Source organism: Corallococcus sp. 4LFB (assembly GCF_046520365.1).
Classification (GTDB): domain Bacteria; phylum Myxococcota; class Myxococcia; order Myxococcales; family Myxococcaceae; genus Corallococcus; species Corallococcus caeni.
Window position 1 is genome coordinate 1 of sequence record NZ_JBKGHJ010000068.1, and the last position, 23,712, is coordinate 23,712.

Annotated in this window: 22 protein-coding genes; 1 reads left to right on the forward strand and 21 read right to left on the reverse strand. The window is 69.9% G+C overall.

The genetic code is table 11. From position 1 onward, the window contains the following. The coding region (locus ACLEQD_RS10300) for a non-ribosomal peptide synthetase (protein WP_410383341.1) at positions 1–4,011 on the forward strand (4,011 nt) is incomplete at its 5' end. Positions 4,012–4,145: 134 nt separating this feature from the next. Here the strand turns inward: ACLEQD_RS10300 and ACLEQD_RS10305 are convergent. The 21 genes from ACLEQD_RS10305 to apbC all read right to left on the reverse strand — a co-directional run bounded on the left by ACLEQD_RS10305 (position 4,146) and on the right by apbC (position 23,471). Further along, positions 4,146–4,940 (reverse strand): DedA family protein, encoded by a 795-nt coding sequence (locus ACLEQD_RS10305; RefSeq protein ID WP_410383342.1) that lies wholly within the window; start codon positions 4,938–4,940, stop codon positions 4,146–4,148. A 306-nt stretch (positions 4,941–5,246) separates the two neighbouring features. After that, positions 5,247–5,717 carry a cyclic nucleotide-binding domain-containing protein gene (locus tag ACLEQD_RS10310; RefSeq protein WP_410383343.1) on the reverse strand — a complete coding sequence of 157 codons (471 nt, stop codon included), beginning with the start codon at positions 5,715–5,717 and terminating at the stop codon, positions 5,247–5,249. A gap of 32 nt (positions 5,718–5,749) precedes the next feature. Beyond that, complete coding sequence (locus ACLEQD_RS10315; protein ID WP_410383344.1) at positions 5,750–6,265, reverse strand: gamma carbonic anhydrase family protein; 516 nt, start codon at positions 6,263–6,265, stop codon at positions 5,750–5,752. Positions 6,266–6,301: 36 nt separating this feature from the next. Beyond that, complete coding sequence (miaB, locus tag ACLEQD_RS10320) at positions 6,302–7,687, reverse strand: tRNA (N6-isopentenyl adenosine(37)-C2)-methylthiotransferase MiaB (RefSeq protein WP_410383345.1); 1,386 nt, start codon at positions 7,685–7,687, stop codon at positions 6,302–6,304. Positions 7,688–7,760: 73 nt separating this feature from the next. Next, positions 7,761–8,276, reverse strand: coding sequence for a hypothetical protein (locus ACLEQD_RS10325; protein WP_410383346.1), 516 nt, complete (start codon positions 8,274–8,276; stop codon positions 7,761–7,763). Between the two features lie 26 nt (positions 8,277–8,302). Continuing rightward, positions 8,303–9,700 carry a VWA domain-containing protein gene (locus tag ACLEQD_RS10330; protein ID WP_410383348.1) on the reverse strand — a complete coding sequence of 466 codons (1,398 nt, stop codon included), beginning with the start codon at positions 9,698–9,700 and terminating at the stop codon, positions 8,303–8,305. A 4-nt stretch (positions 9,701–9,704) separates the two neighbouring features. Beyond that, a complete protein-coding gene (locus ACLEQD_RS10335; RefSeq protein WP_410383349.1) occupies positions 9,705–11,000 on the reverse strand; it encodes a class I SAM-dependent RNA methyltransferase in 1,296 nt (431 codons plus the stop codon). Positions 11,001–11,039: 39 nt separating this feature from the next. Further along, positions 11,040–11,432: a TIGR02266 family protein gene (locus ACLEQD_RS10340; RefSeq protein ID WP_207056930.1), complete on the reverse strand. Its 393-nt coding sequence runs from the start codon at positions 11,430–11,432 to the stop codon at positions 11,040–11,042. Positions 11,433–11,518: 86 nt separating this feature from the next. Next, complete coding sequence (locus ACLEQD_RS10345) at positions 11,519–12,181, reverse strand: CoA transferase subunit B (RefSeq protein WP_410383350.1); 663 nt, start codon at positions 12,179–12,181, stop codon at positions 11,519–11,521. A 3-nt stretch (positions 12,182–12,184) separates the two neighbouring features. Next, positions 12,185–12,886 carry a CoA transferase subunit A gene (locus ACLEQD_RS10350; RefSeq protein ID WP_410383351.1) on the reverse strand — a complete coding sequence of 234 codons (702 nt, stop codon included), beginning with the start codon at positions 12,884–12,886 and terminating at the stop codon, positions 12,185–12,187. 12 nt (positions 12,887–12,898) lie between these two features. Further along, positions 12,899–14,080: a thiolase family protein gene (locus tag ACLEQD_RS10355; RefSeq protein ID WP_410383352.1), complete on the reverse strand. Its 1,182-nt coding sequence runs from the start codon at positions 14,078–14,080 to the stop codon at positions 12,899–12,901. 145 nt (positions 14,081–14,225) lie between these two features. Continuing rightward, entirely contained in the window at positions 14,226–15,932 is a 1,707-nt protein-coding gene (locus tag ACLEQD_RS10360) for a 30S ribosomal protein S1 (RefSeq protein WP_120563302.1), read from the reverse strand. 280 nt (positions 15,933–16,212) lie between these two features. Further along, positions 16,213–17,358, reverse strand: coding sequence for an acyl-CoA dehydrogenase family protein (locus ACLEQD_RS10365; protein ID WP_410383354.1), 1,146 nt, complete (start codon positions 17,356–17,358; stop codon positions 16,213–16,215). Positions 17,359–17,389: 31 nt separating this feature from the next. Beyond that, positions 17,390–17,869 (reverse strand): AgmX/PglI C-terminal domain-containing protein, encoded by a 480-nt coding sequence (locus tag ACLEQD_RS10370; RefSeq protein ID WP_410383355.1) that lies wholly within the window; start codon positions 17,867–17,869, stop codon positions 17,390–17,392. Between the two features lie 9 nt (positions 17,870–17,878). Further along, the gene (locus tag ACLEQD_RS10375; protein ID WP_410383357.1) at positions 17,879–19,021 is read right to left on the reverse strand and encodes an acyl-CoA dehydrogenase; all 1,143 of its coding nucleotides are present in this window, start codon (positions 19,019–19,021) and stop codon (positions 17,879–17,881) included. A 35-nt stretch (positions 19,022–19,056) separates the two neighbouring features. Next, on the reverse strand, positions 19,057–19,680 hold the full coding sequence (locus tag ACLEQD_RS10380) for a hypothetical protein (RefSeq protein ID WP_410383358.1): 624 nt from the start codon (positions 19,678–19,680) through the stop codon (positions 19,057–19,059). Position 19,681: 1 nt separating this feature from the next. Continuing rightward, positions 19,682–20,458 carry an enoyl-CoA hydratase-related protein gene (locus ACLEQD_RS10385; RefSeq protein WP_410383359.1) on the reverse strand — a complete coding sequence of 259 codons (777 nt, stop codon included), beginning with the start codon at positions 20,456–20,458 and terminating at the stop codon, positions 19,682–19,684. Between the two features lie 21 nt (positions 20,459–20,479). Beyond that, positions 20,480–21,328, reverse strand: coding sequence for a 3-hydroxyacyl-CoA dehydrogenase family protein (locus ACLEQD_RS10390; RefSeq protein WP_171412886.1), 849 nt, complete (start codon positions 21,326–21,328; stop codon positions 20,480–20,482). 59 nt (positions 21,329–21,387) lie between these two features. After that, positions 21,388–21,837, reverse strand: a complete 450-nt coding sequence (locus tag ACLEQD_RS10395) for a hypothetical protein (RefSeq protein WP_410383360.1) — start codon at positions 21,835–21,837, stop codon at positions 21,388–21,390. Between the two features lie 4 nt (positions 21,838–21,841). Continuing rightward, positions 21,842–22,354, reverse strand: coding sequence for a hypothetical protein (locus tag ACLEQD_RS10400; protein WP_410383361.1), 513 nt, complete (start codon positions 22,352–22,354; stop codon positions 21,842–21,844). Positions 22,355–22,382: 28 nt separating this feature from the next. Continuing rightward, a complete protein-coding gene (apbC, locus tag ACLEQD_RS10405) occupies positions 22,383–23,471 on the reverse strand; it encodes an iron-sulfur cluster carrier protein ApbC (protein WP_338264007.1) in 1,089 nt (362 codons plus the stop codon). Positions 23,472–23,712: the final 241 nt, after the last annotated feature.

Here is a 23,712-nt window from a genome sequence, read left to right on the forward strand (position 1 = left end):
GCCAGCGCCCTGCCGCCGCTGCGGCCCGCGGCAACCGCCGGGCCGCACCCGCTGTCGTTCGCGCAGCAGCGCCTGTGGTTCATCGATCAGCTCGACCCGGGCAGCGCGCTCTACAACATGCCCACCGCGCTGCGCCTCTCCGGCGCGGTGGACGTGCCCGCGCTCCAGCAGGCCTTCGACGCCCTGGTGCAGCGCCACGAAGCGCTGCGCACCACGTTCGAGTCCCACGACGGCGAACCCCGTCAGCACGTGCACCCCGCCCCCACCGGAGTCCTGTCGGTGGTGGACCTGACGGAGCTCCCCGACGACGCGCGCGAGGAGGAGGTCCTTCGGCTCGCGAGCGAGGACGCGCTGACGCCCTTCGACCTCGCCGTGGGTCCGCTGGCGCGCCTCACGCTCCTGAAGCTGGGCGAACAGGAGCACGTGCTGCTCCTGTGCCTGCATCACGCCATCGGCGACGGCTGGTCCATGAGCATCCTGGTGCGCGAAGTCACCGCGCTCTACGAGGCCTTCCGGCAGGGACAGCCCTCGCCGCTGGCCCCGCTGCCGGTGCAGTACCCGGACTTCGCCGTCTGGCAGCGCGGCTGGCTCCAGGGTGAGGTGCTGGACGCGCAGCTCGCCTGGTGGACGCAGCAGCTGGCCGGAGCCCCGCAGGCGCTGGCGCTGCCCACGGACAAGCCGCGTCCGCCGCAGCGCTCAGCGAGGGGCGCCACCTTCCCGGTGCGCCTGTCGCAGGCGTTGAGCGAAGGGGTGGAGGCGCTGGCGCAGCGTGAGGGAGCCACGCCCTTCATGGTGCTGCTCGCGGCCTTCCAGACGTTGCTGCACCGGTACTCCGGTCAGGAGGACCTGCTGGTGGGCACGTCCATCGCGGGCCGGCGCCATACGGAGACGGAGGGCCTCATCGGCTTCTTCGTCAACACGCTGGTGCTGCGCGCGCGGTTCGACGGCCGCCCGTCGTTCCGCAAGCTGCTCGCGCAGGTGCGCACCACCACGCTGGGCGCGTACGAGCACCAGGACATCCCCTTCGAGCGGCTGGTGGAGGCCGTGCAGCCCACGCGCGACCTGTCGCGCACGCCGCTCATCCAGGCCCTCTTCGCGCTCCAGAACGTGCCGGACTCGGAGGTGCGCCTGCCGGAGCTGACGCTGCGCCCGGTGGAGGTGGACCTGCCCACGACGAAGTTCGACCTGGACCTGACGCTCGGCCGCACGGAGCGCGGCTTCGAGGGCGCCCTCTCCTACGCCACGGACCTCTTCGAGCCCGCCACCGCGCGCCGGCTGACGGAGCACCTCATCCAGCTGCTGGAGGGCGCCGTCGCGAAGCCGGACGCCGCGGTGGACGCCCTGCCCCTGCTGACGGCGGAGGAGCGCCAGTGGGTGCTGGAGGAGTGGAGCGGAGAGACCGCTGACTTCGAGAGCGGCCTGCCCTTCCACACGCGCTTCGAGCAGCAGGTGACGCGCACGCCCAAGGCCCCGGCCGTGGTGATGGGCGACACGTCCGTGTCGTTCCACCAGCTCAACGTGCGCGCGAACCAACTGGCGCACTACCTGCGTTCGTTGGGGGTGGGCCCGGACGTGCCGGTGGCGTTCTGCCTGGAGCGCTCGCCGGAGGTCATCGTCGCCATCCTGGGCATCCTCAAGGCGGGCGGCGCGTACGTGCCGCTGGACCCCACGGCCCCTGAAGCGCGCAGGGCCTTCATCCTGGAGAACAGCGGCGCGCCCGTGCTGCTGACCACCCAGGCGCAGGTGGAGACGTGGCAGCCGGCGGTGCGGCACGTGGTGCGGCTGGACGCGGAGGCGCGGCGCATCGAGTCGTCCTCGCCCAGCAACCCGCGCTCGGGCGTACGGCCGGAGCACCTGGCGTACGTCATCTACACGTCGGGCTCCACGGGCACGCCCAAGGGCGTGATGATCCAGCACCGCTCGCTGGCGCACTTCCAGCGCTCGCTGAAGGACGCCTGCTACACGCAGGTGCCCCCGGCGATGCGCGTGAGCTTCAACGCGCCGCTCTACTTCGACGCGTCCGTGGCCCAGCTGGTGCTGATGGCGGACGGCCACTGCCTGTGCATCGTCCCGGAGGCGGTGCGGCAGGATCCGGAGGCGATGCTCACCTGGCTGGAGCAGCGGCGCATCGACGTGCTGGACTGCACGCCGTCCCTGTTCAAGCTGCTGCTGGACGGGGGCTTCCTGGAGCAGCCCCACGTGCCGTCCATCTGCCTCATCGGCGGTGAGGCGATGGACGAGGTGACGTGGCGCCTGCTCGCGGCGACGGGCCGCACGCGCGCCTACAACGCCTACGGCCCCACCGAGGGCACCGTGGCGTGCACCACGGAGCGCATCCAGGGCACCATGCAGCTCACGCCCGTCATCGGCCGGCCCATGCTCAACGTGGGCGTGTACGTCCTGGACGCGAACCTGAGCCCCGTGTCCGTGGGCGTCCCCGGCGAGCTGTTCATCGCGGGCGAAGGCCTGGCGCGCGGCTACCGCAACCGGGCGGACCTCACGGCGGAGCGCTTCATCCCCCACCCGTTCAGCACGGAGCCCGGGGCCCGCATGTACCGCACGGGCGACCGGGTCCGCTGGAAGCAGGACGGCACGCTCGACTTCATGGGCCGCCTGGACTTCCAGGTGAAGCTGCGCGGCTACCGCATCGAGCCCGGTGAGATTGAAGCCGCGCTGCGCACGCACCCGGGCATCCGGGACGCGATGGTGCGGGTGCGCGAGGACGTGCCGGGCGTGCAGCGCCTGGTGGCGTACGTGGCGCCGGAGGTGGACACCGCTCCGCTCCGAGGCCACCTCCAGCGCTCGCTGCCGGACTACATGGTGCCGGCCGCCTACGTCGCGCTGCCGGTGCTCCCGCTGACGCCCAACGGCAAGGTGGACCGCGCGGCGCTCCCGGCGCCGGTGGACGAGGCCGCGAACCCCGAAGCGCGCGTGGGCCCCCGGGACGAGCGGGAAGCGATGCTCGCGCGCCTCTGGGCGGAGGCCCTGGGCGTGGCCGCGGTGGACGTGCGCACCAGCTTCTTCGAGCTGGGCGGCCACTCGCTCCTCGCGGTGCGCCTGATGTCGGCGGTGCACCGGGAGACGGGCTACAAGCTCCCGCTGTCGGCCCTCTTCCAGGCCCCCAGCGTGGAGCGGTTCGCGGTGCTGCTGGGCGAGAGCGCGGCGGCGGAGCCGAGGCCCTTCACGCCGCTGGTGCCCTTCACGAAGGACGGTCCGGGCACCGCGCCGCCGTTCTTCTGCGTGCACCCGGTGGGCGGCAACGTGCTGGCCTACGCGGAGCTCGCCAGGAGGCTGGGACCGGATCAACCCTTCTACGGCCTCCAGGCCCGGGGCCTGGACGGCGCGAGCGAACCGCTGGACACCGTGGAGGCCCTGGCCGCCAGCTACGTGCGCGCGCTGCGAGAGGTCCAATCGCGGGGGCCGTACCACCTGGGCGGCTGGTCCCTGGGCGGCGTCATCGCCTACGAGATGGCGTACCAGCTGCGCGAAGCGGGTGAAGCGGTGGAGCTGGTGGCGCTCATCGACTCGTACGTGCCGGAGACGGTGCCGGACTCGGAGCCGAACCTGGACCGCACGCTGGCGGTGGGCCTGTTCGCGCAGGACCTGATGGGCGTGTCCCTGGCGGACCTGGCCGTGGACACGGCGGAGCTGGCGACCCTGGAGCCCGAAGCGGCGCTCGCGAAGGTGCTGGAGGCCGCGGCCCAGGCCGGCGCCCTGCCGCCCGGCGTGGACGCCGCCAGCGCCACGGGGTTGTTCCAGGTCTTCGAGGCCAACCTCGAAGCGGCCCGGCGCTACCACCCGCCCGCCATGGAGCAGCGCGTGCTGCGCGTCCAGGCGGAGGAGCTCGCCGACGACACGGGCGCGGGTGACGGTGGCTGGACGGCGCTCGTGGGAGACCGGCTGGAGTCGCACCGCCTGCCGGGCACCCACTACACGCTGCTGCGCGAGCCGGGAGTGCAGGCCGTGGCGGAGCTGCTGGCGAAGGCCCTCCGCGGCTCGGGCCAGGAGTGAGGTGAGCGCCGCGGTGCTGGCGCCTTCGTGACCGGAAGGCGCCAGTCCGCGGAAGTGCCCACCCCGCAACGAAGAACCCCGCTCCCTCCTTCGAGGGGGCGGGGTCCGTGAACCGCGTCACTGGCGCGCGGCGGCTACTTGTGCGCGTTCAGGTCCGGCTCGGACGCGGGCGCCTTGTCGGCGGGCACGTCGAAGAAGGCGCTGGGGCTGGGCGCGCGCGCCTGGGACACGCTGTTCTCCAGCGTCTCCGGCACGGGCGGCAGCGCCACCTGCATCGCCTGCGCCTTGGCGGCGGCCTCGGCCGCGAGCTTCGCGTTCTTGCGGCGGCGGTACACGAAGTAGCCCACCGCCAGCACCGCCAGCGAGCCCATCACCACCACCTGGCCGTCCTTCAGCTTGCGGATGACCATGTCCAGCTCGCCACCGAAGTGGAACCCGAGCCACACGAACACCGGCGCGGACAGGAGCGCCGCCAGCCCGTCCCACAGGATGAAGCGCCAGTAGGGCATGTGGACGGAGCCCGCGGTGAAGTACGTCACCGCGCGCACGCCCGGCATGAAGCGGGCGATCATCACGATCTTCTGGCCGTGCGTGATGAAGAGCGACTCCACCTTCGCCCGCTTCTCCGGCGTGACGATCTTGTTGAAGAACCCCCCACCCTTCGCCCCCGGGTCGCGCCCCAGCCGCGTGCCCAGCCGGCGCCCCGCCAGGTAGATGAGGCTGTCACCCACCAGGATGCCGAAGAACCCCACCGCCATCATCACCGGCAGGTGGGCCGCGCCCTTGTGCGCCAGGAACCCACCCAGGATGAGCGAGATGTCCTCCGGCAGCGGCACGCCCAGGCCGCACGCCACCAGGATGGCGAACACGGTCAGGTAGGCGAAGAGGCCCTGGGAGTTACCGAGCAGGTTGGTGAGCAGTTCTTCCACGCGTCGTTCCGTCCAATCACTTCCGAAGGGCCGCTCGGCAACCACCCGGGCCAGCCCGTCCATCACCCAGCCATCAACCGGGTGCGACAGTTGAAAACTCCGGCCGCCCAGCTTCCCACCTCAAGCGCCCCGGCCCCACCACGAAAGCCCTCGGCCTTCTGTCTACCCGCGCCCACGGTGTGCGACATCCCGGAAGCCCGGAGGGACTCCAGGCAAGCACAGTAACCACCTGCGGGGCGGGTGGCAGGGGCTCGCGTGCGTCCGGCCTCCCGGCAGGAGCCCGGAGCCACCTGCCCGACAGCGGGGTCAGCTTCCCGGCGCTCGCGCCACCAGCGTGCGCAGCATGTCCCGGTTGTCCCGCGCCTTCGCGCCGAAGTGGCTGACGATGCCCATCAAGAGCTTGATGCAGGCCTGCGGCTTCGCGGCGAGCAGCTTCTGGAAGTCCGCCGCGCGGATCTCCAGCGCCAGCACGTCCGTCTGCGCGGTGGCGGAGCACAGCCGCTCACCCTTCTGCACCAGCGCCAGCTCCCCCAGGGGCTCGCCGACAGTCACTTCGCCCAGGGGCACGTCCTCACCGGACGGGCTCCGGGCGCTCAGCCGCACGGTGCCCTCGCCCACGATGAGGAGCGAGTCCCCCGGCCTGCCCTCGGTGAACAGCGTCGTCCCCTTGGGGAAGGCGCGCGACACGGCCGCCGCCGCGAAGATGGAGATGCCGGTGTCGGTGAAGCCCTTGAAGAGCGGGCAGGCCTTCAGGGTCGTCTCGGGCACGAGAGCCATGGGGTGTTCCTAACACGCACAACGCGGCTGCGTCAGCGGCTGGCGCGGTGTTCGGCGGCGGTGTGCACGTAGTGGAGGGCGGACTGCACCAGGAACTCGCGCTCGCCGTCGTGGAGGGGGCGCTTCACCTTGCCGGGCGAGCCCACCACCAGCGACCCCGGGGGAATCTTCGTCCCGGGCGTCAGGAGCGTGCCCGCGCCGATGATGCAGTCGTCCCCCACCTCCACGCCGTCCATCAGGATGGCGCCCATGCCCACCAGCACCCGGTGGCCCACGACGCACCCGTGGAGGATGACCCGGTGGCCCACCGTGCAGTCGTCGCCCACCGTCGTGGAGTCACCCTGGCTGGTGACGTGCACCATGGTGAGGTCCTGGATGTTGGTGCGCTTGCCGATGCGGATGGAGTTCACGTCCCCGCGCAGCACGGAGTTGAACCAGATGGACGAGTCCTCGCCCAGCTCCACGTCGCCCACCACCTGGGCGGAGTCCTCGATGAAGCAGCTCGGGTGGACGCGGGGGGACACCCCGCGAAACGGCTTCAACGGCATGGGAGTACCTCCGACGTCGGGACAGCGGCGGAAGCGTCAGGCCTCCGCCGGCACATGCAGCGGCACGGGCAGCTCCACCGGCGGCGGCGTCACGGTGGGGGCCTGGAGCATCGCCACCTGCTTGCCCGCGAGCTGGTTGGGCGTGGCGCGCTCCACATGCACCGTCACGATGGAGCCCGCCGGAGCGTCGCCCTCGAAGTTCACGGTGCGGTTCTCCGGCGTGCGGCCGAAGCGCTTGGTGGCGTCGTAGCGCGAGCGGCCCTCGACCAGCACCTCCACGTCCAGGCCCACCTGCGCCTGGGTGTACTCGCCGCTGATGCGCCGCTGCAGCTTCTGCAGCCGCTCCAGCCGGGCCACCTTCACCTCGTGCGGGATGGGGCCCCAGTCCTTCTCGCGCAACGCGGCGCCCGTCTTGGGGCGCGGGCTGTACACGAAGGAGAACTGGTTGTCGTACCTCACCCGCTCCGTGAGCTGCATCGTCATCTCGAACTCTTCCTCGGTCTCTCCGGGGAAGCCCACGATGATGTCCGTGGTGATGGCGATGCCCGGCCGCGCCGCGCGCAGCTTCTCCAGCCGCTCCATGTACTGCTCGACGGTGTAGTCGCGGCGCATCATCTTCAGGATGCGGTCGCTGCCGCACTGCACGGGAAGATGGAAGTGCGGGGCGATCTTCGGCTGCACGCGGAAGGCTTCGATGAGCTCATCCGACAGGTCATGCGGGTGGCTCGTCGTGAAGCGCACGCGCTCGATGCCCGGCACCTCCGCGGTGCGCAGCAGCAGCTGCGCGAAGCTGATGCCGCCCTGGTACGAGTTGACGTTCTGCCCGATGAGGGTGACTTCGCGCAGGCCCACGCCCGCCAGGTCCGCGACCTCGGTGAGCACGTCCGGGAAGTTGCGGCTCACCTCGCGGCCACGGGTGTGCGGGACGATGCAGAACGAGCAGACGTTGTCGCAGCCCTTCATCACGGTGACGAACTCGGTCACCTTGCCGCGGGACGTCTCCGCGTCGGCGCGGGGGAAGACGTACTCCTCGGAGTCCACGAAGGCCGTCTCCACCACGCGCTCGCGGGCGTCCTGCACGCGGGCGATGACTTCCGGCAGCTTCGCGATGTTGTCCGGGCCGAAGACGAAGTCCAGGTAGGGCACCTTCTTCAGCAGCTTGTCCTTCTCCTGCTGGGCCACGCAGCCGCCTACGCCCAGGATGGCGCCCCGGCTGGCCTTCACGGCGCGGTAGCGTCCCAGCGCGGAGAGCATCTTGTCCTCGGCCTTCTCCCGGATGGAGCAGGTGTTGAGGATGATGAGGTCCGCGTTGTCCGGCTCCGGCGTGGGGACGTAGGACATCTTCGACAACGTCTCGCTCATCCGCAGCGAGTCGTTGACGTTCATCTGGCAGCCGAAGGTGTGGATGAAGTAGCGCTTCATGGGTGGGCCTTGAAGGAAAACGGGCCGTTATGCGGCGCCCGGACGCGGAATGCAACCGGGCGGGCACTCCGGGTCATCCCCGGCTGAGCACCTTCGTGAGCCGGGTGTGCAGGGCCAGGAGCTCCGGCTCGCGCTCCCGGAGCAGGGCCACCGTCTCCGCGCCGTACCGCCGGCCCAGGGCGTCCGTCTCCCGCTCCTGCTTCACCAGCTCGTCCCGGACGCGCTTCTTCACCTCGTCCACCTCCGGCCCGGAGCGGGGCTCCAGCTCCGTCAGCTTCGAGCGCAGCCGCTGCAGCGTCCACCGGCGCCCGCCGAAGGCCCGCAGCACGGCGCTCCCCCACTCCGCCGCCTTCACATCCAGGCCGCTGGCCTCCAGCGCCGCCGTCGCCGCGCGGGCCATGGCCTCCGGGCTGGCCTCCGCCTCCACGTGCGCCAGGAAGGTCTCCTGGTAGCGGACCAGCGCGTCGAGCAGCGCCTTGTCCACCGGGCGGGACGCCATGCGCAGCGTGCGGTCGTCGGCGGCGTCGAAGTCCGGACCGGTCTCCACGTTGGGGACGTCCTGGTAGTCGTCGAAGAAGGACGGGGCCATGGGGCTCCTCTGGAACGAGTGGGTTTTCAGACGGGGACGAGCTGTTCCGCGATGCGGGCCAGGTCCGACACGGAGTTGACGACCACGGCCTGGGTGCAGTGCTTCTCGTAGGTGAGCATCTCGCTGTCGCCGATGCCCCAGTTGCCCCGGTCCTCGGGGCAGATCCACAGCACGCGCTTGGCCTTGCGCTTCAGGTCCTTCAGGGCCCAGGCGTTGCTCGCGTTGTAGTTGTTGCGGCCGTCGCCAATGATCATCACGGTGGTGCGGCGCGTGATGCTGCCCAGGTGGTCGCGCGTGAAGTCCGCCAGCGCACGGCCATAGTTGGAGTTCGCGCTCATGGACACGGTGCGCCCGGCGGTCGCCGCGTCGATGGCCTCGCTCACGTCCAGGTCCTTGAAGAACTGCGTCACCTCGCCCACGTCGGACACGAAGACGAACGAGCGCACGCGCACGAACAGCGACTGCAGCGTGTGCATGAAGAGCAGCATCATCCGGGACGCGTTGCGAACGGAGTCGGACACGTCGCAGAGCACCACCAGCTCCGGGCGCTCCGGCCGGCGGGTGCGGAACACCGGCACCATGGGGATGCCGTCCCACGGCATGTTCCGGCGCAGCGTGCGCTGGGCGTGCAGCGACCCGCGCCGGTGCGAGCGCTGCTTGCGGATCATCCGGCTCTTGAGCTTCTCCGCCAGCGTGCGGACGGCGGCCTCCATCTGGTCCACCTCCGCCTGCGTGAGCAGGTGCAGCGGCTTCTCCGTGACGGTGTCCGTGCGGCGGCGGATGCGCGCCTCGGACTGGCGCTTCACCTCCGCGCGAGCGGCGTCTTCAATCTTGCGCATCGCCGCGGCCACGTGGCGTGAGACGATCTCCACGCCCTCCGCATGGAGCCCGCGCGCCTTCAGCTCGTCCTCCAGCGCCTTGAGGTCGGACCGCGCCCGCTCCATGCCCGCGCCCGCGAGCATCCGCCGCGTGAAGAACCCCGTCTGCAGCGGGCTCTCCAGCTGTCCCAGGTCCAGCTGGAGCGACGCCTGCCGGAAGATCTGCGCCAGCCGCGCGCGGTCGCCCGCGAGGATGGCCTGCGCCAGCGGCGACATCTCCGGGGCCAGCAGGTTCATCTGGTAGATGACCATCTTCAGGAGGTCGCCCTCCAGATAGCCCTCTTCCTCCAGCTGCTTCGCCAGCGACGCGTCGATGGCCTCGAACGTGCGGGCCGCGCCGGAGAAGAAGAAGTCGAACGCGCGGCGGAAGGTCTCCACGTCCAGCTCGCGCTTCACCAGCGTGGTGCGCAGCACGGAGCGGAACAGCGCCCGGTCCTGGACGCCCACTTCCGCCGTGGCGCGCAGGGCGTCCTGCACCTCGGACGTGCTGACGCGGACGCCGTTCTGGCGGAGCACTTCGGCGAACTCGACGATGCGGGCGTCCATGGCGTCAGGCCTCCCGTTCGAAGGACATCACCGCTTCCACGTGGTGCGTCTGCGGGAACATGTCCACCACCTGGAGCGCCACGGGCTTGTAACCGGCCTCCACCAACCCCGCCGCGTCGCGCGCCAGCGAGGCCGGGTCGCATGCCACGTACACGACCCGGCGCACGTTCAGCGCGCGCATCCACTTCGCCAGGCCCGGCGCACCGGCGCGAGGCGGATCCGCGAGGCACAGGTCGAACGAGCGGCCCTCCGCCACCAGCCCGTCGCACACCTTGCGAGCGTCGCCCTGGACGAAGCGCACGTTGGCCACCCCACCCTCGCGAGCACTCCGCTGCGCCAACTCCACGCCCACCGGGGACGACTCCACGCCCAGCACCGACCCGGCCGTCCCGGCCAGCGGGAACGTGAAGTTGCCGTTGCCGGAGTACAGCTCCAGCACGGAGTCCGGCTCCTTCGCGCCCAGCTCGTACAGGGCCGCGGTGACGAGCCCCACGTTGGCCTCCGCGTGCGCCTGGGCGAACGCATCCGGCCGCAGGTACACCGGCACCTCCGGGCGCAGCGGGGACAGCGAGCGCAGCACCGGCCGGCCAATCAGCCGCGCCGAGCCCTCCTTCGGCACCAGCACCGCCCCCTCCAGCCGCAGCGCGCGCACCGCGCCCTCCGCCGCCTCCAGGTGCCGCGCCGTCACCGGGCCGCTCAGGTTCACCGCGAACGCGGCCTTGTCGCCCTCGGCGAGCAGCAGCACCTCCTGGGTGTCCTTCGCCAGCGGCTTGAGCAGCGGGGCCAGCTTCCCGGGCAGCGCGGAGAGCACCGGCGTGAGCGCGGGGCAGACGTCCACCGGGATGCGCTCGTGGGTGCGCCGGCCGAAGTAGCCGAGCGCCCCCTTCCCCGCCCCGTGCAGCACCGCGCGGCGCCGGTAGCCCCAGTCCCGGGGCGCCACCATCAGCGGCCGCACGGTGAAGGCCGAGCGCTTCAGGCGCCCCAGATGCTCCAGGGTGGAGAGGACGATCTCCTGCTTCGCCGACCGCTGCGCCGTCACCGCCAGCTCCAGCCAGTCACAGCCGCCGCACGCGTCGGAGTACACGCAGCGCGACGCCACGCGCGCCGCCCCATCCGTCAGCACCTGGCCCAGGAGGCCGCGCAGCACCTTGCCCTGGGCCTCCAGGTGGACGCGCACGGTGTCGCCGGGGAACGCGCCGGGCACGAAGACGGTGCGCCCCTCCCACTGGGCCACGCCCTCCCCGAGCTGGCCCAGCCGTTCAATCGTCAGTTCAATGGGGGCTTCGGGCAGCGTCGTCATCGCAGGCGCACTCGCGGGGGCCGCCTGGGTGGGGCCGCCCTACTTCCGGGTCGCACTGCCACGCTCGTCCGCCGGCAGGGCTTCCCGCAGGCGCTCCACGAACGCTTCGATGCGCGACCGCTTCTCGTCGTCAACGTCCAGGAACTCCACCGCCATCCCCGGCACCTCCGCGCCCGTCGTGCCCTGGGCGTTGGTGCGGGTCACCTTCCCCGACAGGTCCACCGGGAAGCTGGCCCCCGGCAGCGACACCAGCAGGCGCACCACCGTGCCCACCGGCAGCGGCTGCTGCGTGTTGATGTAGAGCCCGCCGCGCGACAGGTTCACCGCCCAGTCCGTCACGAAGCCCGCCACCGTGCGGTACGCCACGGGCAGCTCATGGTCGATGCGGTGCGCGCGAGGCGCGGGAACGGGCTTCTCCGAAGTGTCGGCCATGAGGTGCTCCGTTCCCCGCGGGGAAGGTGGCTTCCGTCCGCCTCCAGGAATGGCGGGGAGACGGAAGCGCACCCTAGCACCCTACGTCAGGCGGGAAACTTCATCTCGCGCAGGTCGGGCGCGATCTTCAGCTTCGGCTCGGTGAGCTGCTGCACCCGTTCCACCGTCAGTCCGGGCGCCAGCTCCCGCAGCACCAGGCCCTCCGGCGTCACGTCGATGAACGCGTGGTCCGTGACGATGTGGTGCACGCACTTGAGGCCCGTCAGCGGCAGCGAGCACTTCTTCAAGATCTTCGGCTGCCCGTCCTTGTTGGCGTGCTCCATGGCCACGTAGATGCGCTTGGCACCCACGGCCAGGTCCATGGCGCCGCCCATGCCCTTCACCATCTTGCCGGGGATCATCCAGTTGGCCAGGTCACCCTCTTCGCTGACCTCCATGGCGCCCAGCACGGCCAGGTCGATGTGGCCGCCGCGGATCATCCCGAAGGACAGCGCGGAGTCGAAGAAGGCGGAGCCCTTCACCAACGTCACCGTCTCCTTGCCCGCGTTGATGAGGTCCGGGTCCTCCGTCCCCTCCTCCGGATACGGCCCGATGCCGAGCAGGCCGTTCTCCGACTGGAGCACCACCTCCACCCCGTGCGGGATGTAGTTGGGGACGAGCGTGGGGATGCCGATGCCCAGGTTCACGTAGAAGCCGTCCTTCAGCTCCTGGGCGATGCGCTGCGCGATCTGTTCACGAGTCAGGGGCATGGCTCAGGACGCCTTCTTGCGGACGGTCCGCCGCTCGATCCACTTCTGGAGGTTCTGCGCCTGCACGATGCGGTGCACGAAGATGCTCGGGATGTGCACCTGGTCCGGGTCCAGCTCTCCCGGCTGCACGATGTGCTCCGCCTCCACGATGGTGACCTTGGCGGCCATGCACATCATGGGGGTGAAGTTCCGCGCCGTCTTGTGGAACACCAGGTTGCCCCAGGTGTCCGCCTTCCAGGCGTGGACGATGGCGAAGTCGGCCTTCAGCGGCGTCTCCAGGACGTGGGGCCGCCCGTCGATGATGCGCGTCTCCTTGCCCTCCGCCACCTGGGTGCCCGCGCCCGTCGGCGTGAAGAACCCGCCGATGCCGCAGCCCCCGGCGCGGATGCGCTCGGCGAGCGTGCCCTGCGGATTCAGCTCCACCTCCAGCTCGCCGGAGAGGAACTGCCGCTCGAACTCCTTGTTCTCCCCCACGTAGCTGGCGACCATCTTCTTCACCTGCTTGTTCTGCAGGAGGATGCCCAGCCCCAGCTCCGTGGTGCCGCAGTTGTTGGAGATGATGGTGAGGCCCTTCACGTTCTTCTTGTGCAGGGCCGTGATGAGGTTCTCGGGGTTGCCGCACAGCCCGAACCCACCACTCATGAGGGTGATGTTGTCCGGGATGTCGGCGACCGCCTCGTCCGCGCTCGCGTAGACCTTGTTCATGCGGTCAGGTCCTCAGCGCTCGACCATCAGCGCGATGCCTTCGCCGCCGCCGATGCAGAGCGACGCCACGCCGCGCTTCTTGTCCTGGTCCTTCATCGTCTGGAGCAGCGTGACGAGCACGCGCGCGCCGGAGGCGCCAATCGGGTGGCCGAGCACCACCGCGCCGCCGCGCACGTTCACCTTGGACGGCTCCAGGCCGAGGATGCGGTTGTTGGCGATGGACACCACGGAGAAGGCCTCGTTGATCTCCCAGAGGTCCACGTCCTTGGCGGTGATGTTCTGCTTCTTGAGCAGCGTGTTGATGGCGTCCGCCGGCGCGATGGTGAACTCCACCGGCTTGCGGGCGGCCTGCGCGTAGCCCTTGATGCGGCCCAGGATGGTGCGGCCTTCGGCCTTCGCCTTCTCCTCGCTCATCAGCACCAGCGCCGCGGCGCCGTCGTTGATGGAGGACGCGTTGGCGGCCGTCACGGTGCCGTCCTTCTTGAACACCGGCTTGAGGCCCGGGATCTTGTCCGGCTTGGCGTTCTTGGGGCCCTCGTCCTCGGAGACGGTGGTGAACTCATCCGGCTTCTTGCCCGGGATCTGGACGGGGACGATCTCCGCGGCGAACAGGCCTTCCTTCTGGGCCTGGATGGCGCGGCGCGTGGACTCCAGCGCGAACTCGTCCTGCTGCGCGCGGCTGATGTCCTGGGAGGTGGCACAGGCCTCCGCGCAGATGCCCATGTGGACGTTGTCGTACACGTCCCAGAGGCCGTCGTGGATCATCGCGTCCTTGAACTCCACGTTCCCCATGCGCGAGCCGCCGCGCATGGTGTGGCTCAGGTAGGGCGCGTTGGACATGGACTCCATGCCGCCCGCGACGACGACGTCCGCGTCACCCAGGGCGATGGCCTGCGCCGCGGCGATGACCGTCTTCAGGCCGGAGCCACAGACCTTGTTGAGGGTGACGGCGGGCACGGACTCCGGGATGCCCGCGAAGATGGCCGCCTGACGGGCAGGCGCCTGGCCCACGCCCGCCTGGAGGACGTTGCCCATGATGACCTCCTGCACGGCCTCCGGCTTCACGCCCGCGCGCTCCAGCGCCGCCTTGATGGCGATGGCGCCCAGCTGCGGGGCGGTGAGCTTGGACAGCGCTCCCTGGAAGGAGCCGATGGGGGTACGGGCCGCGCCCACGATGACGACTTCACGAGCCATGGAACTGTCTCCTTGAGAGGGAACTGAAAGCTGCCGGGAAGGTTGGGATGCGACTTATCACGGGCGGTTTCGGGCGAATCAAATGGAAACGGCCGGGCTCCCGCTTGGGAACCCGGCCGCTATTCACGTCATGACGTTGGGCTGATTACTTCTTCAGCTTGGAGGCCATCACGTCGCCCAGGCGGGCCTTGGACCCTTCGGCCTGCTTGCGCAGGTACTCGCGGTAGTCCTCGCCCTCGCCGATGAGCGCCTTGATGGACAGGGCGACCTTGCGGTCCGGGGTGTTGATGTCGATGAGCTTCACCTCGACATCCTGGCCCTCGCTCACCACGTCGCGGGGGTTCTCCACGCGCTCTTCCTTCAGCTCGGAGACGTGGACGAGGCCCTCGATGCCCGGCTCGATCTCCACGAACGCGCCGAAGTCGGTGACCTTGGTGACCTTGCCCTTCACGCGGCTGCCCACGGGCAGGCGCTCGGAGAGGGTCTCCCAGGGGTCCGGCTGGAGCTGCTTGATGCCCAGGCTGAAGCGCTCGTTCTCGACGTCGATGTTGAGGACCACCGCCTCGACCTCGTCGCCCTTCTTGAACATCTCGCCCGGGTGCTTGATGCGCTGGGTCCAGGAGATGTCGGACACGTGCACCAGGCCGTCCACGCCCTCCTCGACGCCGACGAACACGCCGAAGTCGGTGACGTTGCGGATCTGGCCCTTGATGACGGAGCCGATCGGGTACTTGTCCTCGAGCAGCGTCCAGGGGTTCTGCTCGATCTGCTTCATGCCCAGCGCGATGCGCTTGGCCTTCGGATCGATGTCGAGGACGACGGCCTCCACCGTCTGGCCGACCTCCAGGATCTTGGACGGGTGCTTGAGGCGCTTGGTCCAGGACATCTCGGACACGTGCACCAGGCCCTCCACGCCCTGCTCGATCTCGATGAACGCGCCGTAGTCCGTGATGGACACGACCTTGCCGGCGACGCGGGTGCCGACGGGGTACTTCTCGTCGGCGCGGTGCCACGGGTCCTCCTGGATCTGCTTGAGGCCCAGGCTGACGCGCTCCTGCGCGGGGTCGAACTTGAGGACGACGACGCGCACTTCGTCACCGACGTTGAACATCTCGCTGGGGTGACCGATGCGGCCCCAGGACATGTCGGTGATGTGGAGCAGGCCGTCGATGCCGCCCAGGTCGATGAAGGCGCCGTAGTCCGTGAGGTTCTTGACCACGCCCTTGAGGACCGCACCCTCCTTGAGGTTCTTGAGGGTCTCCTTCTTCATCTCCTCGCGCTGCTTCTCCAGCAGCACGCGGCGAGAGAGGACGATGTTGCCGCGCTTCTTGTTGAACTTGATGACCTTGAACTCGAATTCCTTCGAGATGTACTGGTCAAGGTTGCGCACAGGGCGGATGTCGACCTGGGAGCCGGGGAGGAACGCCTTCACGCCGATGTCGACGGAGAGGCCGCCCTTCACGCGTCCGACGATGGTGCCCTTGACGATCTCATCACGCTCGCACGCGGCGGAGATCTCGTCCCAGATGCGCATCTTGTCGGCCTTCTCCTTGGAGAGGACGACCATGCCGGTGTCGTTCTCGCGGCTCTCCAGGAGGACCTCGACGGGGTCGCCGGCCTTGACCGTGACTTCCCCGCGGGGATTGGTGAACTCGGAGATCGGGACCTGACCCTCGGACTTGTAGCCGATGTCCACGATCGCGAAATCCTTCGTCACCTGCACGACCGTGCCCTTGACGATCTCGCCTTCCTTCAGGATTCCGTCGCCGCCACGCTCCTTGAGCGAGGCCTCGAACATCGCCGCGAAGTCTTCGTCACCGCCGTCGATCTGCTGGTTCACGTTCTGCTGCATGAAGTGGAAGTCCTTGGAACGGTACGACTGCCCCCTGTTGAGATGGGTGCGCGGCCGCCTGCGGGGAGCGACGGGAAACCGCGATTGTCCCTCGAACAGGGACGCAAGGCTGGTTGGAAGCCGCGCACCCTAGACACCTGGGTTTCCGGGAGTCAAGAGGGGCGCCGCACCCGAATGGTGATCCGTGTTCTATGAACACCCGGGCGGCGCCGCACCTCTGGCGCCTGCCGGGGCCCCTTGCCCGCCCGCCCCGGGTGGGACGGACGGAGCGCACCTACCCCTACCCTTCCCGACGGAACGTCTCGCGGGCGATGACCATGCGCTGCACCTCGCTGGTGCCCTCGTAGATGGTCTGCACGCGGGCGTCGCGGAAGTAACGCTCGACGGGGAACTCGTCGATGTAACCGTAACCACCGTGCAGCTGCACGGCCTTGTCCGCGACCTTGTTGCTCATCTCGCTGGCGAACAGCTTCGCCATGGAGGCCTCGCGGGTGAACGGCTGGCCGGCCTCCTTGAGGGCGGCGGCGCGCAGGGTGAGCAGCTCCGCCGCGTCCAGCTGGGTGCGCATGTCCGCCATCATGAAGCGCGGGGCCTGGAGGTCCGCCACGGCCTGGCCAAAGGCCTTGCGGTCCTTGGTGTAGGACACGGTCGCCTCCAGCGCCGCGCGGCCCGTGCCGCACGCCTGCGCCGCGATGCCGATGCGCCCGCCGTCCAGCGCCATCATGGCCAGGCGGAACCCGTCCCCCTCCTTGCCCAGGAGGTTGGCCGCCGGCACTTCACAGTCCTCGAAGGTGAGCCCCACGGTGTTGGACGCGCGCAGGCCCATCTTGTCCTCGTGCTTGCCCACGTGGAGGCCCTTGGCGCCGCCCTCCACGATGAAGCAGGACAGGCCCTTGTTGCCCGACTGGCCCGTGCGGGCCCAGACGACGATGACGCCCGCGTAGGCACCGGAGGTGATCCACTGCTTGCTGCCGTTGAGCACGTACACGTCGCCGCGCTTCGTGGCGGTGGTGCGCATGGCGCCGGGGTCGGAGCCCGCGTGCGGCTCGCTCAGGGCGAACGCGCCGACGATGGCCTCACCGGAGGTGATGCGCGTGACGTACTTCTCCCGCTGCGCGTCGTTGCCGGCCGCGTGGATGAGCTCCCCGCACATGTTGGTGACGGCCATGGCCACGGACACGGAGGCGTCCGCGGCGGCCATCTCCATCATGGCCAGCGCGTAGGACACGACGCCCGCTTCCGCGCCGCCGTACTTCCCCGGCAGGTTCACGCCCAGCAGGCCCACTTCGGCCAGGGCCTTGAAGACTTCCGGGTCGAAGCGCTCCTCGCGGTCCGCGGCGCGGGCGTGCGGGGCCACGCGCTCGCGGGCGAACTTGCGCGCGGTGTCGCGGATGAGCGTCTGGGTCTCGGTGAGGTCGAAGTTCACGGGCGCGGGTGTCCTGAGCGCGGCTCGAGCGCTACTCGATGGCCTTGAGGTTGAACGGGTACTCGATGGGGTGGTCGCGGCCGTCCGGGGGCTTGGGGAAGTCCATGGACGACAGCACCGCCACCACGCAGTCGTTGAGGCCCGCGTCCTTCAGCGTGCTGCCGTACTTGTCGATCTTCGCGCTGCGCACGGTGCCCTCCGCGGTGATGGTGAAGGTGGTGCGCAGCAGGCCCTCCACCTTCTTGTCCTTCTCCACCATGTGGTCCTCGTAGCACTCCTGGATGCGAGGCATGTGGTGGGCCATCACCTGGCGGATGGAGTCCGGGGTGAAGGGCAGCCGGCCGACGTCCAGCCCGTCGTCCTTCTTGGGCGCGGGCGTGGTCGCGGGGGCCGCCGTCTGGGTCACGGCGGTCGTGGCCGCGGCCTTCTTCTTCGACGTGCCCTGGGCGAGCGCCAGCGGGGCGCCGAGGCCCAGGGACAGGAACAGCACGGGGAGGAGCGCGCGCTTCATGGCGGGTGACTACTCCTTCAGCAGGTTGGCGGAGATGACGATGCGCTGGATCTCGCTCGTCCCCTCGTAGATTTCGGTGATGCGCGCGTCGCGCACGTGGCGCTCGGCGTCCATCTCCTTGCTGTAGCCCATGCCGCCGTGGATCTGCAGGGCCTTGTTGGCCACGCGGCTGGCCATCTCGCTGGCGTAGAGCTTGGCCATGGCGCTCTCCGGGCTGTGGCGCACGCCCTTGTCCTTCATCAGCGCCGCGCGCCACACGAGCAGGCGGGCCGCGTCGATCTCCATGGCCATGTCGGCGATCATGAACTGGATGGCCTGGTGGTCGCGGATGGGCTTGCCGAACGTCTTGCGCTCACCGGAGTAGCGCACCGCCTCCTCGAAGGCCGCGCGCGCGATGCCCAGCGCCTGGGACGCGATGCCGATGCGGCCGCCGTCCAGCGTGGACATGGCGACCTTGAAGCCCTCGCCCTCCTTGCCCAGGCGGTACTTCTCCGGCACGCGCATGTCCTCGAAGAACATGGAGCAGGACCAGGCGGCGCTGATGCCCATCTTCTTGTCGGGCTCCGCGCGGGTGAAGCCGGGGGTGTTGGTGGGCACGAGGAAGGCGGTGATGCCCTTGTTGCCCGCTTCCTTGTTCGTCATCGTGATGAGGACGATGGCGTCGGCCTTGGGGCCGTTGGTGATCCAGTTCTTGGAGCCGTTGATGATGTACTCGTCGCCGCGCTTCACGGCGACGGTCTTCTGGGCGGCGGCGTCGCTGCCGGCCTCCGGCTCCGTCAGGCCGAAGCAGCCGATCTTCTGGCCGCTGGCGAAGGGCTTGAGGAACTGCTCCTTCTGCTCGGGGGTGCCGAACTTGGACACCGGGTCGCAGTAGAGCGAGTTGTTCACGCTCATGATGACGCCGGTGGAGGCGCAGCCGCGCGAAATCTCCTCCATGGCGATGGCGTAGCAGACGTTGTCCAGGCCCGCGCCGCCCCACTCCTCCGGAACGGCGATGCCCAGCAGCGACAGCTCCGCCAGCTTCTTCACCGCGTCCGTGGGCCACGCGTGCTGTTCGTCCCACTTGCGGGCGTTGGGGATGAGCTCCTTGGCGGCGAACTCGCGGCACAGCCGCTGGATCTCGCGCTGGATGTCGGTCAGCTCGAAGTTCATGGTGGACCTCCCATAGTACGGGGTCCGCCCGGGGGCTACTCCGAAGACGCCCCGCCGTCCTCGGGGGCGGGAATCCGGGTCCCAAAGAACATCGCCAGCGGCACCGTCACGTCGAAGGACACGTCCGTCCGAGCCCCCGCGTCCGTCCACGCCCTGCGCACCACCACCGACACCGTCCACGGTTGCGTGTCCCGGTGCCGTTCAATCAAGTCATAGGTGAGCCCCACCCCGGCCACCCCGCCCTTCCCGTCCCCGCCCCACACGCCCGCCCCCTCGGCCAGCACGCCCAGGCGGTACGCGTCCGGGAACGCATACGCGCGGGCCCCGGCGAGCAGGCGGAAGGTGGACGGCCGCAGCCGCAGCTGGGGCTCCACGAAGGGCGACAGGATGAGCGTGGGGCCCAGCACGCCGGGGACGTCCAGCGGCGGCGTGGCCCAGGGGTGGATGGGCCAGGAGAGCACCCAGTGGGCGCCGTCGCCCCACTCGCGGCGCAGGTCCGGGATGGCGGGCTCCAGGAAGCACAGCGTGTAGAGACACAGCGCGCGCTTCCAGGACACCAGGGCCGGGGCGCGCTCCAGGCGCTCCGGCTCGGCGTCCGCCCGGGCCGGCGGCGCGGCCAGGAAGCACAGCAGGCTCCCGGCCGCGACCGCGGGCTTCACGTCACTTGCCCTGGAAGTGGGCCGGACGCTTGGCCAGGAACGCGGCCATGCCCTCGCGCTGATCCTCCGAACCGAAGAGGACCGCGAAGCCCTGGCGCTCCAGCTCGTTGGCGGCGCGCAGGTCCTGGTCCGCGCCGTACTCCACCACGCGCTTGGCCTGGGCCACCGCGAGCGGGCCGTTCTTCAGGATCTTGGCGGCCACCGCCTTGCAGTGCTCCATCAGCTTGTCCGCGGGCAGCACCTCCAGGACCAGGCCGATCTCCTTCGCCTTCGCCGCGTCGATGCGGTCCGCGGTGAAGAGCAGCTCCTTGGCGCGGGCGCGGCCCAGCAGGCGCGTGAGGCGCTGCGTGCCGCCGAAGCCCGGGATGACGCCCAGGGTGACTTCCGGCACGCCCAGCTTCGCCTTCTCCGACGCGTAGATGAGGTCGCACCCCAGGGCCAGCTCCAGGCCGCCGCCCAGCGCGAAGCCGTTGACGGCCGCGATGGTGGGGATGGGCAGGTTCTCCAGGGACGCGAAGACGTGGTGCCCCAGCGCGGAGAACTCGCGGGCCTGCGCGGCGCTGATGGTGGACATCTCCGCGATGTCCGCGCCCGCGACGAAGGACTTGTCCCCGCCGCCGGTGACGATGAGCGCGCGCGTGTCCTCCTTCAGCGAGCGCAGCGCGTGGTCCATCTCGTGGAACGTGGCGCTGTTGAGCGCGTTGAGCGCCTTGGGGCGGTCCACGGTGAGGATGGCGATGGCGCCGTCCTTCTCGAACTTGATGTTCTGGTAGTCCATGTGCGTGGTGTCTCCGGAGCCTTAGTACTTGTAGAAGCCGCGGCCGGACTTCTTGCCGTACCAGCCGGCGTCCACGTACTGACGCAGCAGCGGGCACGGGCGGTACTTGGAGTCACCCAGGCCCTTGTGGAGCACCTCGGCGATGTAGAGCACCGTGTCCAGGCCGATGAAGTCCGCCAGCTGCAGCGGGCCCATGGGCTGGTTGGTGCCCAGCTTCATCGCGGTGTCGATGTCCTCCGCGGTGCCCAGGCCCTCCATCAGCGCGAAGCAGGCCTCGTTGAGCATGGGGATGAGGATGCGGTTGACGATGAAGCCCGGGTAGTCCTTGGAGACCACCGTCGTCTTGCCCATGCGCTCGGCCATCGCGCGGATGGTGGCGTAGGTCTCGTCGCTGGTGGCCGCGCCGCGGATCAGCTCCACGAGCTGCATCACCGGCACCGGGTTCATGAAGTGCATCCCGATGACGGCTTCCGGGCGCTTCGTGGCCGCGGCGATGCGGGTGATGGGGATGGAGGACGTGTTGGTGGCGAGGATGCCGCCGGGGCGCACCACCTCGTCCAGCTCCAGGAAGATGCGGCGCTTGAGGTCCTCGTTCTCCGTGACGGCCTCGATGGCGACGTCCACGTCCTTGGCGTCGCGCGCGCTCGTGAAGGTGGCGAGGTTGGCTTCGGCGGCCTGCTGCTTCGCCGCGTCCAGCTTGCCCTTCTCCACCAGCTTCTTCAGGCCGGCCTTGATGCGGTCCGCGCCCTTGGCGAGCCCGTCCTTGTTGACGTCCACCAGCGACACGCGGAGGCCCGCCTGGAGCGCCACCTGCGCGATGCCCGCGCCCATCTGCCCTGCACCGACGACGACGATGTGTTCCGTTGCCATGGCGTCTTCTCTCCTGTGCCGGCGGCCATAACGCACGCCCCCAGGAGGGTCAACGACGGTCAACGGCTGACGTCGGGGAGCCTCGGCTGGCGGACGATGGCCTCACCCTCGCCCACCGTGAGCCGCTCCTCCACGCGCACGCGCGGCTCGCGCCCCTCCACCTTCACGAACAGGAGCGCGCGGAAGGTGCCCTCCGGCAGGCGCATCTTGAAGGTCACCTCCGGGGGCGGACCGTTCGCGAAGAAACGCTCCTCGCGCTTGAGGATGTGCTCCTCGTCGTCCATCACCTGGAGGTCCAGGGCTCGCGCGCGGCTCCAGCCGTCTCCGGTGAGCTGGAAGATGATCTGCCGCTCCGGCAGGTCCGTGGCCTTCCACAGCCACAGCCCCAACGCCACGATGGCGATGAGCGCCAGCCGCTTGGGCAGCGGGTGCGTGCGCCAGCCGGGCCGCGGCTCGGGGGGCGGTGCCGGAACCTCCGGCGCGGGCGACGTGGGGACTTCCTCCGCCACGTCCCTACTCCCGCTTCGAGCGCTTGGAGGCCGGCCGGCGCGCGTTCACGTCCGTGATGACCACGCGCGCGGTGGGCGCCTCCGCGGCCTTCTTGTGGGCCCGGGTGCCGTGCGGCTCCGGCGCGGGCGCCTCCTCGGACTTCTCCGACGGCACCAGGCGGATCTGCGCCTTGACCTCCACCGTCATGCCGGAGAGCAGCTTGAGGAACTCGTCGCGCAGCTTCTCCGACTGCATGAAGCGGCGCAGCTCCTCCGTGACGACGCGGCTGATGTCGTCCTTGGTCTTCTCCGCCTGGGAGAGGATGAAGCCCAGCGCCTCCTTGGGGAGCTTCAGCTGGCCGGCGAGGGCACGGATGCCCTCCTCGCCCATGAAGACCGCGCCCATGCCGGCCACCGCCATGCGCCGCACGAAGTCCGGCACGAAGCCGCCCGAGCGGCTCTCCCGGCCGGGCTGCTGCTCCGAGTCGTCGTCGAACAGCGGATCAGGCGGGAGGTCGTCGTTGCCGGCCGGGGCCATGAGGGGTCTCCTTCGCTTCAGTTGAGCCCTAGCGGGCCTGCATCACCGGCAGGGGCACGCTCTTCATGGACTGCGCGGACACGCGCCCCGCCACGGCACGGGCGACGTCCTGGAAGGCCTTCGCCTCCGGGCTGTCCTTGTGCCCCACCACCACCGGCACGCCGGAGTCTCCCGCCTCGCGCACCTTGAGGTCGAGCGGGATCTCCCCCAGGAATGGGATGCCGAACATCTCCGCGGCCTTGCGCCCGCCGCCGTGGTTGAAGATGGGCGTGCTCTTGTTGCAGTGCGGGCAGATGAACTGGCTCATGTTCTCCACGATGCCCAGCACGGGGATGTGGACCTTGTCGAACATCTGCTTGGCGCGCACCACGTCCGCCAGCGCCACGTCCTGCGGCGTCGTCACCAGCACCGCGCCCGCGGCCCGCACGGACTGCGACAGGGTCAGCGCCACGTCGCCCGTGCCGGGGGGCAGGTCCAGGATGAGGTAGTCCAGCTCCCCCCAGTTCACGTCGCGCACCAGCTGCATGAGGGCGCCGTGGAGCATGGGGCCGCGCCAGATGAGCGCCTGATCCGCCTCCACCAGGAAGCCGATGGACATGATCTTCAGGCCGTGGGCGACCAGCGGATCCAGCGTCTTGCCGTTGGGGCTCACCGGGCGCTTGTCCGCGGTGCCCGTCATCAGCGGCACGGAGGGGCCGTAGAAGTCCGCGTCCAGCAGGCCCACCTTGGCGCCGTGCTGCGCGAGCGACGTGGCCAGGTTCACCGCCACCGTGCTCTTGCCCACGCCGCCCTTGCCGGCGCCCACGAGCAGGATGTTCTTCACGCCCGGCAACAGCGCCCCGCCGCCACCGGAGCCTCCGGCGACGCCGCGCACCTGGGCGCCCCACTCGATGTCGAAGGACTTCAGGCCCGGCACCGCCTTGAGCGCCGCCTCCGCGTCCGCCTGGATCTTCCCCTTCATGGGACACGCGGGCGTGGTCAGCTCGATCTTCAGCTTCACCGTGTCGCCGGTGACGCGCACGTCCTTCACCATCCCGGCCTTCACCAGGTCGACGTGCAGCTCGGGGTCGATCACCTTCGACATGGCCGTCATCACATCGGCCTGGGACACGCTCATCGGGACACCTGAAACCTTTTGAAAACAGGCGTTTGCACGCTTGAAGGGGGGCGGAGATTGCCAGCACTCCGGGGGCTGTCAACGTCGTTTAACGCACATCGCCGGAGGCCGCCCGGCCTTCCACCCTGCCCGGGGCGCGCGCGGCTTCTGGCCGTCATTCGATGGCCGCCACGCGGTACTCGCCGTCCTCCAGCACCAGGCGCACCGCGCGCTCGCCGCCCAGGGGGAACAGGGCCTCGCC